Origin of the sequence: Paraburkholderia sp. LEh10 (assembly GCF_017814945.1) — a bacterium.
In the GTDB taxonomy this organism is placed as follows: domain Bacteria; phylum Pseudomonadota; class Gammaproteobacteria; order Burkholderiales; family Burkholderiaceae; genus Paraburkholderia.
Genome location: NZ_JAGIPX010000061.1, coordinates 34,543 through 48,607 on the forward strand (window position 1 = coordinate 34,543; position 14,065 = coordinate 48,607).

At 63.2% G+C, this 14,065-nt stretch carries 15 protein-coding genes and 1 tRNA gene; 10 read left to right on the forward strand and 6 right to left on the reverse strand.

Features of this window, described 5'->3' with window-relative positions:
* The first annotated feature begins 44 nt into the window (after nt 1-44).
* From J8I87_RS34385 to J8I87_RS34400, 4 genes are all read left to right on the forward strand, one after another.
* The gene (locus tag J8I87_RS34385) at nt 45-656 is read left to right on the forward strand and encodes a glutathione S-transferase N-terminal domain-containing protein (RefSeq protein ID WP_006052302.1); all 612 of its coding nucleotides are present in this window, start codon (nt 45-47) and stop codon (nt 654-656) included.
* Between the two features lie 69 nt (nt 657-725).
* A complete protein-coding gene (locus tag J8I87_RS34390) occupies nt 726-1,205 on the forward strand; it encodes a ClpXP protease specificity-enhancing factor (protein WP_209936735.1) in 480 nt (159 codons plus the stop codon).
* Between the two features lie 19 nt (nt 1,206-1,224).
* Nucleotides 1,225-1,300 (forward strand) — tRNA-Thr (locus tag J8I87_RS34395).
* Nucleotides 1,301-1,490: 190 nt separating this feature from the next.
* Nucleotides 1,491-2,615 (forward strand): class I SAM-dependent methyltransferase, encoded by a 1,125-nt coding sequence (locus tag J8I87_RS34400; protein WP_209936736.1) that lies wholly within the window; start codon nt 1,491-1,493, stop codon nt 2,613-2,615.
* 20 nt (nt 2,616-2,635) lie between these two features.
* On the opposite strand, the gene J8I87_RS34405 is transcribed toward J8I87_RS34400, so the two are convergent.
* The gene (locus tag J8I87_RS34405) at nt 2,636-3,910 is read right to left on the reverse strand and encodes a TIGR03862 family flavoprotein (RefSeq protein ID WP_209936737.1); all 1,275 of its coding nucleotides are present in this window, start codon (nt 3,908-3,910) and stop codon (nt 2,636-2,638) included.
* 321 nt (nt 3,911-4,231) lie between these two features.
* Between J8I87_RS34405 and J8I87_RS34410 the strand changes: the two genes are divergently transcribed.
* On the forward strand, nt 4,232-4,441 hold the full coding sequence (locus J8I87_RS34410) for a DUF1059 domain-containing protein (protein WP_209936738.1): 210 nt from the start codon (nt 4,232-4,234) through the stop codon (nt 4,439-4,441).
* 159 nt (nt 4,442-4,600) lie between these two features.
* On the opposite strand, the gene J8I87_RS34415 is transcribed toward J8I87_RS34410, so the two are convergent.
* Complete coding sequence (locus J8I87_RS34415) at nt 4,601-4,921, reverse strand: DNA-binding protein (RefSeq protein WP_209936739.1); 321 nt, start codon at nt 4,919-4,921, stop codon at nt 4,601-4,603.
* A 399-nt stretch (nt 4,922-5,320) separates the two neighbouring features.
* On the opposite strand from J8I87_RS34415, the gene J8I87_RS34420 reads away from it, so the two are divergent.
* On the forward strand, nt 5,321-6,151 hold the full coding sequence (locus J8I87_RS34420; RefSeq protein WP_209936741.1) for a class I SAM-dependent methyltransferase: 831 nt from the start codon (nt 5,321-5,323) through the stop codon (nt 6,149-6,151).
* A gap of 21 nt (nt 6,152-6,172) precedes the next feature.
* Here the strand turns inward: J8I87_RS34420 and J8I87_RS34425 are convergent, their stop codons facing one another.
* Nucleotides 6,173-6,742: a DUF1415 domain-containing protein gene (locus J8I87_RS34425; protein ID WP_209936742.1), complete on the reverse strand. Its 570-nt coding sequence runs from the start codon at nt 6,740-6,742 to the stop codon at nt 6,173-6,175.
* Nucleotides 6,743-6,770: 28 nt separating this feature from the next.
* Entirely contained in the window at nt 6,771-7,403 is a 633-nt protein-coding gene (locus J8I87_RS34430; RefSeq protein ID WP_209936743.1) for a TetR/AcrR family transcriptional regulator, read from the reverse strand.
* Nucleotides 7,404-7,574: 171 nt separating this feature from the next.
* Between J8I87_RS34430 and J8I87_RS34435 the strand changes: the two genes are divergently transcribed.
* Nucleotides 7,575-8,858 carry an MFS transporter gene (locus tag J8I87_RS34435; protein ID WP_209936744.1) on the forward strand — a complete coding sequence of 428 codons (1,284 nt, stop codon included), beginning with the start codon at nt 7,575-7,577 and terminating at the stop codon, nt 8,856-8,858.
* A gap of 192 nt (nt 8,859-9,050) precedes the next feature.
* On the forward strand, nt 9,051-9,644 hold the full coding sequence (locus tag J8I87_RS34440; protein ID WP_209936745.1) for a nitroreductase family protein: 594 nt from the start codon (nt 9,051-9,053) through the stop codon (nt 9,642-9,644).
* A gap of 70 nt (nt 9,645-9,714) precedes the next feature.
* Here J8I87_RS34440 and J8I87_RS34445 read toward each other — a convergent pair whose 3' ends face one another.
* Nucleotides 9,715-11,184, reverse strand: coding sequence for an MFS transporter (locus tag J8I87_RS34445; protein ID WP_209936746.1), 1,470 nt, complete (start codon nt 11,182-11,184; stop codon nt 9,715-9,717).
* A gap of 264 nt (nt 11,185-11,448) precedes the next feature.
* Between J8I87_RS34445 and J8I87_RS34450 the strand changes: the two genes are divergently transcribed.
* Nucleotides 11,449-12,717: an Hsp70 family protein gene (locus J8I87_RS34450; protein WP_209936748.1), complete on the forward strand. Its 1,269-nt coding sequence runs from the start codon at nt 11,449-11,451 to the stop codon at nt 12,715-12,717.
* A gap of 96 nt (nt 12,718-12,813) precedes the next feature.
* Here J8I87_RS34450 and J8I87_RS34455 read toward each other — a convergent pair whose 3' ends face one another.
* The gene (locus J8I87_RS34455) at nt 12,814-13,017 is read right to left on the reverse strand and encodes a cold-shock protein (RefSeq protein WP_054918658.1); all 204 of its coding nucleotides are present in this window, start codon (nt 13,015-13,017) and stop codon (nt 12,814-12,816) included.
* A gap of 518 nt (nt 13,018-13,535) precedes the next feature.
* Here J8I87_RS34455 and J8I87_RS34460 point away from each other — a divergent pair.
* Nucleotides 13,536-14,065, forward strand: a 530-nt coding sequence (locus J8I87_RS34460) for an APC family permease (protein ID WP_209936749.1), incomplete at its 3' end; no start/stop codon positions are given.

Here is a 14,065-nt window from a genome sequence, read left to right on the forward strand (position 1 = left end):
TTTCCCACTCGCTGGCCCTTTAAGTTTTTTGAGGAAACGCAAACATGATGGTTCTGTATTCCGGCACTACTTGCCCGTTCTCCCAGCGCTGCCGGCTGGTGTTGTTCGAAAAGGGCATGGACTTCGAAATCCGCGATGTCGACCTGTTCAACAAACCGGAAGACATCGCCGTAATGAATCCGTATGGTCAGGTGCCGATCCTCGTCGAACGGGATCTGATCCTGTACGAATCGAACATCATCAACGAGTACATCGACGAACGCTTCCCCCATCCGCAGCTAATGCCGGCCGATCCCGTTCAGCGTGCTCGCGCGCGTCTGTTCCTGTTGAACTTCGAAAAGGAACTGTTCGTCCACGTCGGCACGCTCGAAAACGAAAAGGGCAAGGCCGCGGAGAAGAATCACGAGAAGGCGCGTCTCGCGATCCGCGATCGCCTGACGCAGCTCGCGCCGATCTTCCTGAAGAACAAGTACATGCTCGGCGAGGAGTTCTCGATGCTCGACGTCGCGATCGCGCCGCTGCTGTGGCGTCTGGATCATTACGGTATCGAGCTGTCGAAGAACGCTGCGCCGCTAATGAAGTACGCGGAGCGTATTTTCAGCCGTCCGGCTTATATCGAAGCGCTGACGCCGTCGGAAAAGGTGATGCGCCGCTGAGTTTGAGATTCGCTTCGGGCGCGGCGCGTGGGATTCGGCTCACGCGCCTGCCGGGCAAAAGGACAGTTGATGCAAGAGATTTCCACGAAGCCGTACCTGCTGCGCGCGCTCTACGAATGGTGTACCGATAACGGCTTTACGCCGCATATCGCGGTGCGTGTCGATAACCAGACGCGCGTGCCGCGCCAGTTCGTGCGCGACAACGAGATCGTATTGAACATCAGCTTCGAGGCGACGAGCCAGCTGCAGATGGGCAACGAGTGGATCGAGTTCCACGCGAGGTTCTCGGGCAAGTCGCACAAGATCGAGGTGCCGGTGGCGAACGTGCTCGCCATCTACGCACGCGAGAACGGGCAGGGGATGGCGTTCCCGGTCGAATCGGCGGGGGGCGAGGCGACGGATTCCGAGGACGATGAAAGCGTCATCGCCGACGAGCCGGAAGCGGCGCCTCAGGCGGCGGAAAAAGTCAGCGAAACCGACGATGAACCGCGTCCCGACGACGATGGAACAAAAGGTGGCGGAAGAGGCCACCTCAAAGTCGTGAAATGAAGTAGAATCGCGTTCTCACGCCGGCTTAGCTCATCTGGTAGAGCAGTTGATTTGTAATCATCAGGTGGCGGGTTCGAGTCCTGCAGCCGGCACCAGTATCAAGAAACGGGTCACGCATATCGCGTGGCCCGTTTTGTTTTTGCGGCCCAGTGGTTTCCAGCGAAGCATCGACAGTCGCGGCACGCGCCCTCGCCAGAACGTTCAATACAATATGGGCATCGAAGCGCGAAGCCGCGTTGCGCATCTCGACCGATGCATCGCCTTTCGCCGCACAATACCGTACCCATGACCACGCCCCCGATCCTCACCTGGCCCGAAGCTGACGGCCCGCACTCCGCCCGCTGGCGCTCCGAAGCCGCCGTTGCGCCCGCCAAACGCGTCGTGATCGCCGACGACCGCACAACCGCCGACGCCGCCTATCGCCTCGCCTGCGAGGGCACGGCGCTGCTCTGGCGCGGGGATTTCCAGAACGCGCGTCAGTTGTTGCAGGCGATGACTCGCCGCCTGGAGCGCAAGCCGCGCAAGCAGGCCGCGAATCCACTGGACGCGTTCAATCTGCATCGGCAAGCCCAATCACAGAAGGCCCGCACGCTCGGCATGCTGCTGATTCCGCTCGAAGGCGACTACGCGATTCCGTTGCGCCGCGCGCCCAACGTCCAGCAGGCATGCGAAGAAGTCTACGGGCCGCCGACCGGCGAGCCGTCGGTCGTCTCGCTGCGTGAGCTGCTCGGCCTGGTCGGCGCGCACGAATGGCGCAAGAAGGGCGTCGAGATTCCTGCGCTCGAGGCACGCATCCATCCGCACTACGGCGTGTTCTCGCCCGTGCGAGGCGAGTATGTCGATCTCGTCGCGCGAACGCCGCTACCGTCGCAGGAGAAGGCATTCGATATCGGCGTCGGTACGGGCGTGTTGTCAGCCGTGCTCGCGAAGCGCGGCGTCAAGCGCATCGTCGCAACCGACCAGGATCCACGCGCGCTAGTCTGCGCGCATGCGAACCTCACGCGGCTCGGCTATGACAGGCAGGTTGAGATCATCGCTGCCGATCTGTTTCCGGAAGGGCGTGCGCCGCTTGTCGTCTGCAATCCGCCGTGGGTGCCTGCGCGCCCGGCATCGCCGATCGAAAACGCGGTGTATGACTACGAGAACCGCATGCTGCTCGGTTTTCTGAACGGGCTCGCCGATCATCTCGATCCGGGCGGCGAGGGCTGGCTGATCCTGTCGGACTTCGCGGAGCATCTGGGTATGCGCACGCGCGACTGGCTGCTGGCCGCAATCGGCAACGCGGGCCTCGTCGTCGCGGGGCGCGAGGACATCCGGCCGCGCCATCCGAAGGCGACGGACGCCACCGACCCACTGCACACCGCGCGTGCCGCCGAAGTCACCTCTCTCTGGCGTCTAAAGGCCAAATAGGGCGCGTAGCCGCAAACCGTTCAGCGCGGCGAAGCCCCGATGTAACCCAGTGCGCCCCGCCCAGCCACGAGACCGCTGGCAAAACACGCAGTCAGCAGATAGCCGCCCGTCGGCGCTTCCCAGTCGAGCATCTCGCCAGCGCAGAACACGCCGGGCAGTTGCCGGATCATCAACGTGCCGTCGAGCGCTTCGAACGGAACGCCGCCCGCGCTGCTGATCGCTTCGTCGATCGGCCGCACGCGCGTCAGCCGCAATGGCAGCGACTTGATCGCTTGCGCGAGTGTCGCTGCGTCGGCGAACGCTTCTTTCGACAGGCATTCGTGCAGCAGGCCCAGCTTCACCCCCGTGATGCCGATCCGGCCATGCAGATGGCTCGACATCGAGCGCGAGCCGCGCGGCCGCGTCACTTCGTCCGCCACGCGCTGCGCGCTCAGTCCGGGCGCGAGGTCGAGACGAAGCGTCACTTCGCCGTCGGCCATCAAACGGTCGCGGATCGTCGACGAAAGCGCGTAGACGAGGCTCCCTTCAATGCCCGTCGAGGTCACGACGAACTCACCTTGTCGCTCTTGGACTGTGCCGTCCACGCTTTCGACAGAGATCGAAACGGGCTTCACAGGCTGGCCCGCATAGCGCTCGCTGAAGTAGTCGCGCCAGTCGGCATCGAAGCCGCAGTTCGCGGGCAACAGCGGCGAGACGGGCACGTCGCGCTGCGCGACCAACGGCACCCACGCGGCATCGGAGCCGAGGCGCGCCCAACTGCCGCCGCCCATCGCGAGCACGACTGCATCCGCCTGCACTTCGGATTCGCCTTGGGGTGTCGCGAACCGGAGGCCATGCGCATCGGCCGATGCAGACGCGGCCCAGCCGATCCACTTGTGCCGCATATGAAAACGCACGCCCGATTCCCGCAGCCGATGCAGCCAGGCGCGCAGCATCGGTGCGGCCTTCATGTCGGTCGGAAACACGCGGCCCGAACTGCCGACGAACGTATCGATGCCAAGCTCGACGAGCCATGCGCGCAACGCATCGGGGCCGAACGCGTCGAGCAGCGGCGCCATGTCGGCGCGGCGCTTGCCGTAACGGCTGAGAAACGGCTCGATCGGCTCCGAGTGCGTGATGTTCATTCCGCCTTTGCCCGCCATCAGAAACTTGCGCCCGACGGAAGGCATCGCGTCGTACACGTCGACGCGCACGCCGCCCAGCGCGAGCGCCTCGGCGGCCATCAGCCCCGAAGGGCCGCCGCCGATAATGGCAACCCGGGTGTGATCAATCGTGTGTTGGTGCGGATTCGACATCGAGTGCAAGTCGTGCGGAGAGGAGAGGGACGCGCTGCGAAGGCCGGTATTGTCCCACCCGCCCACAGGCGCGGCAAACAGCGGGGCAAGCACACGGCCCGATGCCCGATGCGGCCGACACGGCACGCCACGGCGACAGGCGCTGCCGCATGGCAGACGCGACCTATACTTTTCTCACACACCTACGGTTCCGGCGCACGCTGCGCCTTCCTGTCGCGCACAACTCACGCATACCGCCGCTACCAGGCTTCGCCGATACACTCGGCGAGGTCGCTGCGGCGCATGCATTGCGCTCGACGCCTTTGATCTGAGGAGTTTGTCATGGGCCGCAAATACATCGATTGCCGCGAATGCCCGAGCGACATCAACTGCACGGTCGCGCTTGCCGCGGATTCTGAAAACGAGCTGCTCGAAGCGGCCGTCGCGCACGCGATCCAGGCGCACAAACACAGTGACACGCCGGAACTGCGCGCGCAGCTGAAGTCGATGTTTCATGACGGCACGCCGCCCGTCGGCGCCCCCGCCGCTTGATTCTGGAAGCCACGATTAGAAGCCCTCGGAGCGAAGGCGGTACAAGCTGGACCCGGGCAAAGGGAGCAGCGCGCAGGGCCCGGCGCGCCGGCACGGGCCGCAACCCGCACGGGCGGCGGGTTGCGGCTGCGCGAAACGGGCGCGCAGCCGTTGACGGATTCAGCCCGGATAGGCTTCGTCGACCTTGAGTCCCGCCAGTTTGAAGATGACGCGTAGCGTCTGAGGCTTGATGTCGCGTCGCGATGCGAGCGTCGTCATGACGAAGTCGAGCACTTTCGCGTATTTGAGCAGCGTAAGGCACGTCTCGAGATCGACGCTGCCGTCGCGCATGAGTTCCGCGAGGCGCAGCATCTCGACCGAGATGTCGCGCGCCATTTCGAGTTCGAGTTGCTGCTTCTCAGTCCACTCGGGGGTGGCCAGCAGTTTCGCCATGAGTTCCTGAAACTTCTGCTCGGCGTTTCCGTTGGGTGTCGTATCCATTTGCCGCCTCATCAGATCTGAGCGCGCTTCGTCGCAGTCCCGGCGCGTCTCAGGTTACGTAACGTTCGAACTCGTGTTCCGGTTCGACCTCCCCCACGCGTATCGGCCGCTTCTGCCGCGTCTCGACGTTGCCGCGGCCGGTAGCTTGTCTTTCGTTATGCATCCCGCGAGCTTTCGTTTTCCTTCGCCCGCGACAGACGACTGCCGGTGCGACGCTTTTCCGTGTGATCCGGAGGTCGGCCGTTTTGCTGCACGAAATGTTCCAGCCAGGGTTTGGGGTTGCCGTCGACGCGAAGGAACTGGGACCCTCCTCCGCGGTTTGGGTAAACTGACAGACACTTTTCCCTACTTCCGTCACCTGACGCACGTTCGCGATGCATTCGGGGGCGTGTTCATTCGATGTCCAGCAAAACCTACGAAGTTCGTCCTAACCAGTCCGTCGAACTGCTGAAGGAACTCCATATCCTCACGCGCGACGGCAAGATGAATCAGGACAGCCGCCGCAAGCTCAAGCAGGTCTATCACCTGTTCCAGTTCATCGAGCCGCTGCTCAAGGACCTGAAAGAGACGAAGGGTGAACTGACTCTCGTCGATCACGGCGCGGGCAAGTCCTACCTTGGCTTTATTCTCTACGACTTGTTCGTCAAGGAACTGCGGGATAACTCGCATATCTACGGCATTGAGACGCGCGAGGAACTGGTGGCGAAGTCGGAGGAGCTGGCGCACCGGCTCGGCTTCAAAGGTATGTCGTTTCTGAATTTATCAGTGGCGGAGTCGATTGTTTCGGACAAGCTGCCCGCCAACGTGGATATCGTCACGGCCCTGCACGCGTGCAACACGGCCACCGACGACGCGATCCGCTTCGCGCTGGAAAAGCACGCGAAATACATCGTCGTCGTGCCGTGCTGTCAGGCGGAAGTGGCGGGCGTGCTGCGCAAGAACAAGGGCAAGTCGCTCGGCAGTGCGCTGACGGAGATCTGGCGGCATCCGTTGCACACGCGTGAGTTTGGCAGTCAGATCACCAACGTGCTGCGCTGCCTCCAGTTGGAGGCGCACGGCTATCAGGTCAACGTGACCGAACTGGTGGGATGGGAGCACTCGATGAAGAACGAGCTCATCATCGCCACGTACAAGGATTTGCCGCGCCGGCGTCCCGCCGAGCGGCTCAATGAAGTGATGGAAGCGCTCGGCATCACGGAACTGCGCGAGCGCTTTTACGCCGAGGCGTGACGGGTTGCGGGCGCTGGGCGGTCAGCCTTTTGCCGGCTCGCTCATCCACTTTTGCCAGCCCGCCAGACCGAGACGGCGCATCGTTTCCTCGTTGCGTTCGTAGATGTCGGCTGCATCCGGAAAGGCGTCCGCTGCGCGCGCTATGCTCGCTTCTCTCAGCAGATGAAGGATCGGGTAGGGCGCGCGGTTCGTGTAGTTCTCGATATCGTCGGGGCCGTTGCCCTCGAACTGATAGCGCGGGTGGAAGCTCGCGATCTGCAACGTGCCTTCCAGACGCATTTGTCTGAGCATCCGGTCAGCGAAAAAGAGGCAATCGTTGTATTCGAGAAAATCGCTGAGCGCGCGCGGGATGATCAGCAGCGTCGTGTCGATATCGGCGGGGTCGGCTTGCACCAGCGTATGCAGCTCGGTTTCCAGATCGGCGAGCACGCCTTCCATATCGGTTGCTTCGCTGATCGCGTAGCGAATCTGATTCTTCACGTGCACCGCCTTCGCGAAAGGGCACAGGTTTAGCCCGATCACCGCCTGCGTCAGCCAGTGGCGCGTGGCGGCGAGAATGGTGTCGTGCGAATCGGTGAGCGTCGAGGACATGGTGGTGCTTGCAGCGAGAGCAAAACCGCTATTTTACCGGCGCATCACCGCATGCCTGCGCGACAAGCTGCGCGGCGACCAACGGCGCAACCTTGATCGGCCCGCAGCCCGGACCATACGTCTGGCTCGACGCGTAGATCCCTTCGATCAGCAGCGCGAGCCCATTCGCCAGCTCACCCGGATCGCGCGCGCCCGCCGCCGTGCAGATTTCGTTCAAGCGCTGCATCAGCTTCGTCTTGTTGTTCAGCACGCATAGCCGCGCGGGATGCGAAGGGTCCGGAAATTCCGCAGACACATTGACGAACGGACAGCCTCGGTAGTCATCCTTCGACGCCCGTTCTGCCAGATCCTCGAAATACTGCACGATCTGCTTTTTCGGCTCGCCCGGATGTTTCGCGAAGCTTTCCTCGACGCGCCGGAAAAACTGCTCGTCTGACTGCTCGAGATACGCGACCACCAGATCGTCTTTTGACGAGAACTGGCGGTACAGGCTCATCTTGTTGACGCCCGCGCGCTCGACGACGGCATCGACGCCCACGGCCCGCACGCCTTCCCGGTAGAACAGCTCGGCGGCGGCGCGCAACAGGTGTTGCTGCGCATCGGAGCCAGCCGTCTGCGCACGGCGGCTCGGCGCGGGTTTCGCGGTTTCGGAATTGGCCATGGTCTCTTGATCGACGAATCAGACACCTTGACATGTTACCGATCGGTAACTAACATCGCAACACCGATTGTGACAGGTCAGTCACAAATCCTTTACGAAGCTGGTAACAATCAGATGCAATCGGGTGTCGACGGAGGTCGATGTCCGAGGCAGGAATTGAATGGAGAACCGATGAACTGGGCAGCAAGAATGATTGGTGGGCGCTTCCACTACGGGTGGCTGGCCGTGGCGGTGGTCTTCCTCGTACTGCTGGCGGCGGCCGGCACGCGCGCGACGCCGAGCGTGATGATGGTACCGCTCGAACATGATTTCGGCTGGAGCCGCGCGACGATCTCGCTGGCGATTTCCGTCAATATCGCGCTGTACGGTCTGATGGGCCCGTTCGCGGCGGCGGCGATGCAGCGCTTCGGCGTGCGCCCGACCATCCTGACGGCGCTCGGCACGATGGCGGCGGGCGTCGGCCTGTCGTCGCTGATGACGCATCCCTGGCAGATGATTCTCGTGTGGGGCGTGATGGTCGGCGGCGCGACGGGCGTGGCGGCGCTAACGCTGTCGGCAACGGTGGTGAACCGCTGGTTCACGACGCATCGTGGCCTCGTGATGGGCATGCTCACGGCGAGTTCGGCGACGGGTCAGCTCGTGTTCCTGCCGCTGCTCGCGGCAATCGCACAGCATCATGGCTGGCGGCCCGTCGTGTGGACGGTCGCGGCGGCCGCCGCCGTCGTGCTGCCGCTGGTCGCGTTCCTGCTGCCGGAGCGTCCCGCCGACATGGCGCTGCGCCCGTTCGGCGAGCCCGCCGACGCGCCCGTCAAATTGGATATGAGCAAGCAGAATCCGCTGGCGATTGCGTTCGGCACGCTGGCCTCGGCGAGCAAGACGCGCGACTTCTGGCTGCTGTTCTTCAGCTTCTTCATTTGCGGCGCGAGCACGAACGGCTATGTTGGCACGCACCTGATCGCGATGTGCGGCGACTACGGGATGACGGAAGTGCAGGGCGCGTCGCTGCTCGCGGCGATGGGCATTTTCGACCTGTTCGGCACGACGCTGTCGGGCTGGCTGTCGGACCGTTTCAACGCGCGCGTGCTGCTGTTCTGGTATTACGGGCTGCGCGGGCTGTCGCTGATCTATCTGCCGCACGCGTTTGGGATCGACTTTTTCGGCTTGCCGCTTTTCGCGGTGTTCTACGGCCTCGACTGGATCGCCACCGTGCCGCCGACCGTGCGTCTTGCCACGGATGTGTACGGCAAGGACTCGGCGCCCGTCGTGTTCGGCTGGGTCGTCGCGGGCCACCAGCTCGGCGCGGCATTCGCGGCGCTCGGCGCGGGCATGCTGCGCGCGAGTCTCGGCACGTACACGGTGGCGTCGATGATTTCGGGCGGCTTGTGCATCGTCGCGTCGGTCATCGTGCTGCGGATCAACCGCGGCGAACGCAGCGTGGCGGCACAGCCGATCTGACGCATCGCGATTGCGGAGCGTTCTCGAAGCGCACGAACGCGCGCCGTGGCTGAATGGCCGCGGCGCGCGTTTTCTTATACGTCCCCGCACTGCATCTCAGCGACATGCAAGGCGCGATGGGGGCGCCTCGGTTATCCTAGGAACCCGCCGGGCCACCGCCCGCCGATCATGAATTTCGACCGAGAGATGCGCATGACCAACAAACCCGCACCCACCGACGTTTCCATTCATGACCTGATCGCTGGCCGCTGGAGCCCGCGAGCGTATTCCAACGAGCCGGTGAGCCGCGAGCAGTTGCGCGCGGTGCTCGAGGCGGCGCGCTGGGCGCCTTCGTCGTACAACATGCAGCCGTGGCGCTTCATCGTGTTCGACCGCTCGACGGACGAAGTCGCATTCAGAAAAGCGTTCGATACGCTCGTGCCGTTCAATCAGGGCTGGAACGCCAATGCGTCGGTGCTGATCTGCGTGACGGCGCACACGCTGACGTCGAAGGGTGAAGTGAATCGCTGCGCGCCGTACGATGCGGGCGCGGCAGCGATGTCGCTGGTGTTGCAGGCGCACGCGCTGGGTCTTGCCGCGCATCAGATGAGCGGCTTCGACGTCAACGCATTCCGCAAGGCGTTCTCGGTGCCCAAAGACGTCGAGGTGATCGCGATGATTTCGCTCGCGCACTATGGCGACATGGCCAAGCTCGATCCCGTGCTGCGCGAACGCGAAAAGGCGGCGCGCACGCGTGTGCCCCTCGGCGACATCGCTTATGCGGGAGCGTGGAACAAGGCGTTCTGAGCGCACGCCGGTTCCCCTTCGTGTGACGACGCAAGGCGGCCCGACGGCCGCGTTTTTTGTGCCGCCGCCATCAGTCACCGTCGATTGCCGACAGCGGCGCGGCCACGGTTTCCAGCGGCCGCCGTTCCGCATCGACGCCCCAGATCGCCGCGATCACCGCTGCGGCCAGCATCAGCGCCGAGCCGACGAGATAGCCCGAAAAGACTTCGCTGCGCTGCCCCGTATCGATCAGCCGGCCGAAGAGCGCCGGTCCCGCAATGCCGCCGAGCGCCGTTCCGAACGCATAGAACACGGCGATCGCGAGCGCGCGGATTTCGAGCGGAAACGATTCGCTGACGGTCAGGTACGCCGAGCTTGCCGCCGCCGACGCAAAGAAGAAGATCACCATCCACGCGATCGTCTGGGTCGTGACGGTGAGCAACTGCTGCTCGAACAGGTATCCGCTGAGCGTCAGCAGGATCGCCGACAGTGCGTAGGTCGCGGCGATCATCTTGCGGCGGCCGATCACGTCGAACAGCCGGCCGATCAACAGCGGCCCCGTAAAATTGCCCAGCGCGAACGGCAGGATGTACCAGCCGACGTCGTCGCCCGGCACCTGATAGAAATCCGTCAGCACCAGTGCGTAGGTGAAAAAGATCGCGTTGTAGAAGAACGCCTGCGCCGTCATCAGCGACAGGCCGACCAACGCGCGTCGCCGATGCAGCATGAAGAGCGTGTGCAACACTTCGCGCAACGTCGTGCGCTCGCGGGCGCGCAGACGCAGGCGCCTGAGCGCGTCGTCGGCGAGCGCGTGGTTGTTCGCGCGAAACCTCCCCTCGATGCCTTCGACGATCGAGCGCGCCTCTTTTTCTTTGCCGTGCGTCAGCAGCCAGCGCGGGCTTTCGGGTATCCACATGCGCATCGGCAGGATCGCGAGCGCGAGCACCGCGCCGATGAAGAAACACGCGCGCCAGCCCCAGTCGCCGGGCAGCACGTGCGGGTCGAGCAGCACCAGCGAGCCGAGCGCGGCTAGCGCGGCGCCGACCCAGAACGTGCCGTTGATCGCGAGATCGGTATGCCCGCGCACGCGGGCGGGCGTGAACTCCTGGATCGTCGAGTTGATCGCCGTGTACTCGCCGCCGATCCCCGCGCCCGTCAGAAACCGGAACACCAGAAAACTCGTGAGATTCCAGGAAAATGCCGTTGCCGCCGTGGCGGCCAGATACAACGCGAGCGTGATGAAGAACAGCTTGCGCCGGCCGAGCCGGTCGGTCAGCCAGCCGAAGCCGAGCGCGCCCAGCACCGCGCCGGCGATGTACGCGCTGCCCGCCAGCCCGACATCTGCGTTCGACAAGCGCAGCACCGCGCTCGACTTCAACGCGCCCGCGACGGAACCCGCGAGCGTGACCTCGAGGCCATCGAGCAGCCACGTCACGCCGAGCGCGACGACGATCAGCGTATGGAAGCGGCCCCAAGGCAACCGGTCGAGCCGCGATGGCAGATCGGTTTCGACGATAGCTGTCGAATCGGTGCGAACCGCGGCGGCGGAGGGTTCTTGCATCGGGTCTCCTGTGTGTCTGTGCAAATGAGCGGCCGAATGAGCGAGGCGCGAGCGTGCGGCGTCATCGGAAGACTCTGTAAGCGGGTTGCCGAACAGCGTATCCTGTCGGATTCATCGCTGCGCCGCGCGACCCTCCCGTCAAGCAAACTGCGTTCCGCAATGACGGCAGCGCGCGCGGCGCGCTCCGGTTGATGATGTCACTGCTTTCATGTTACAAAGCCGGTCCTCTTTCTGTGCGCGGCAGCGCGAGCGCCGAAACCTGCCATGACCTATTGCGCGATTGACTTCGGCACGTCTAACTCGGCAGTTGCCGTACCTGTGGGCGGCCCGCCGGGTGAACAGGCGTCGTTGAAGCTGGCGCCCGTCGAGGGCGACTACACCACGCTGCCTACTGCCGTCTTCTTCAACACCGACGAAAATTCGCGCGACTACGGCCGCGCGGCGCTCGAAGCGTATATCGACGGTTTCGACGGCCGGCTGATGCGCTCGATGAAGAGCATTCTCGGCTCGCCACTCGCCGATACCACAACCGATCTTGGCGACGGTTCTGCGATCAAGTACACCGATGTGATCGGGATCTTCGTCACGCATCTGAAGCGCTGCGCGGAGCAGGCGGCAGGCGCGCCGATCGGACGCGCAGTGCTCGGACGCCCCGTGTTCTTCGTCGACGATGATCCGCGCGCCGATCTGCTCGCGCAGCAGCAGCTGGAAGCGGCGGCGCGCTCAGTCGGTCTGGGCGAAATTCACTTCCAGTACGAACCGATTGCCGCCGCGTTCGATTACGAAGCGCATCTGACGGAAGAGGCCTTGGTGCTGGTTGCGGATATCGGCGGCGGCACATCGGACTTCTCGCTGGTACGCGTGGGCCCGGAGCGGATGAAGCGGCTCGAGCGCAAGGACGACGTGCTCGCGCACCATGGCGTGCATGTCGCCGGAACGGACTTCGACCGGCGCGTGGAACTCGCGACCATTCTGCGGGAGCTGGGCTATCAGTCGCTCGATCCGGAGGGCCGCGAAGTGCCCAACCGGATTTATTTCGACCTCGCCACCTGGCATCTGATCAACACGGTTTATACGCCGAAGCGGGTGTCGGAACTCGGCTTGATGCGCCATCTGTATTCGGACACGCGGCATCATGACCGGCTGATGCGTGTCGTCGAGCGGCGCCTTGGCCACGCGCTTGCGGCGCATGCGGAAGAGGCGAAGATCGGCGTCGCGGCGGGCGGCGAGACGCTGATCGACCTGGAAGTCGTCGAGGAAGATTTGCGTCTCGCGTTCGACGAGGCGCAACTGATTGTTGCGGGCAAGGACGAGACGCAGCGCATCGTCCAGGCCGCGCGCGATACCGTGCAACGGGGGGGCGTGGCGCCGCGCGACGTCGACGCGTTGTATTTCACGGGCGGATCCACGGGGCTTGCGTTCTTGTCGGGCGCGCTCGCGGCCGCATTTTCCGACGCGCGTCCCGTTTTTGGCGACCGGCTCGCGAGTGTCGCAACCGGATTGGGCATTCATGCTCGACGTGTGTTTCGGTAAAGAATTCACGCGATACACCGATATTCGGATTAACCCGCCATTAAATAAAAAACCCCGCCGAGGCGGGGTTTTTTGCGTTCCGTACAGGAGCGAAGCTTAGGCCGGCTTGATGTTAGCGGCTTGCTTGCCCTTCGGGCCCGTCTTCACGTCGTAGGTAACCTTTTGGTTTTCCTGCAGCGTCTTGAAGCCTTCGACGCGGATTTCGGAGAAATGCGCGAACAGATCTTCGCCGCCGCCGTCCGGCGTGATGAAGCCAAAGCCCTTAGCGTCGTTGAACCACTTGACGGTACCGGTTTCCATATTACTTTTTCCTAAAAATGGTGAATAAGGCCAAAGCCAAAACAGCTCTAACCCGAGGGTGCATGAAAATCAAGGAAGGGTAATGGGACCAACCGGAGTACCGTTGATGGGCGAACTACGAAAGAACCAATTCACTCGCCGCTTGAAATCCTGCCCGTTCTTTATACGGGCATTTCGAGAGAAGGTCAACCGTAATCTGCAAAACTCCGCCGGTTAGTGGGGACATATACACCCCAGATTGCTTACAAAGCTTGCTATTTCCGCGATTTTTTTGTAGGGCGCCAACGCATTTTGACTGCAATCGAACGGTGCAACCGTTAAACTACGCCCCGCGCGCGGCCCGGTTGCACTTGGCACAACCTGCAATCGAATTCGCGGCCGCCCGCTGCATGCCCTAGTCCTGGTCAAGACTTCAAACCTTGCCTCATGCGGCAGTGGCGTGCTTTCAGATAGTAACGATGTTGTATGGGACGGAAGGAGGCGCGGCAGCGCTTAATCCCGTCGACACAGGAGAAGACGTGAAAAGTTCAATTCAACGTCACATCGGCCCATTTGCGCTGATGCTGACGGGACTCGGTTCGATCATCGGGTCCGGCTGGCTGTTCGGCGCCTGGAAGGCAGCCAAGATTGCGGGCCCTGCGGCGCTGTGCGCATGGGTGATCGGCGCAGTGGTGATTCTCGCGATCGCGCTGACCTACGCGGAACTCGGCGCGATGTTTCCGGAGTCGGGCGGCATGGTGCGCTACGCGCGCTACTCGCACGGCGCGCTGGTCGGCTTCATCAGCGCATGGGCTAACTGGATTGCGATCGTGTCGGTGATTCCGATCGAGGCCGAGGCTTCGATCCAGTACATGAGCACGTGGCCGTACGAATGGGCGCACAACCTGTTCGTCAACAGCGAACTGACGATGCCCGGATTGCTGCTCTCCGCAGTGCTTGTGGTCATTTACTTCCTGCTGAACTACTGGGGCGTGAAGGTGTTCGCGCGCGCCAACTCGGCGATCACGATCTTCAAGTTCCTCATCCCCGGCCTGACGATCCTCGGCCT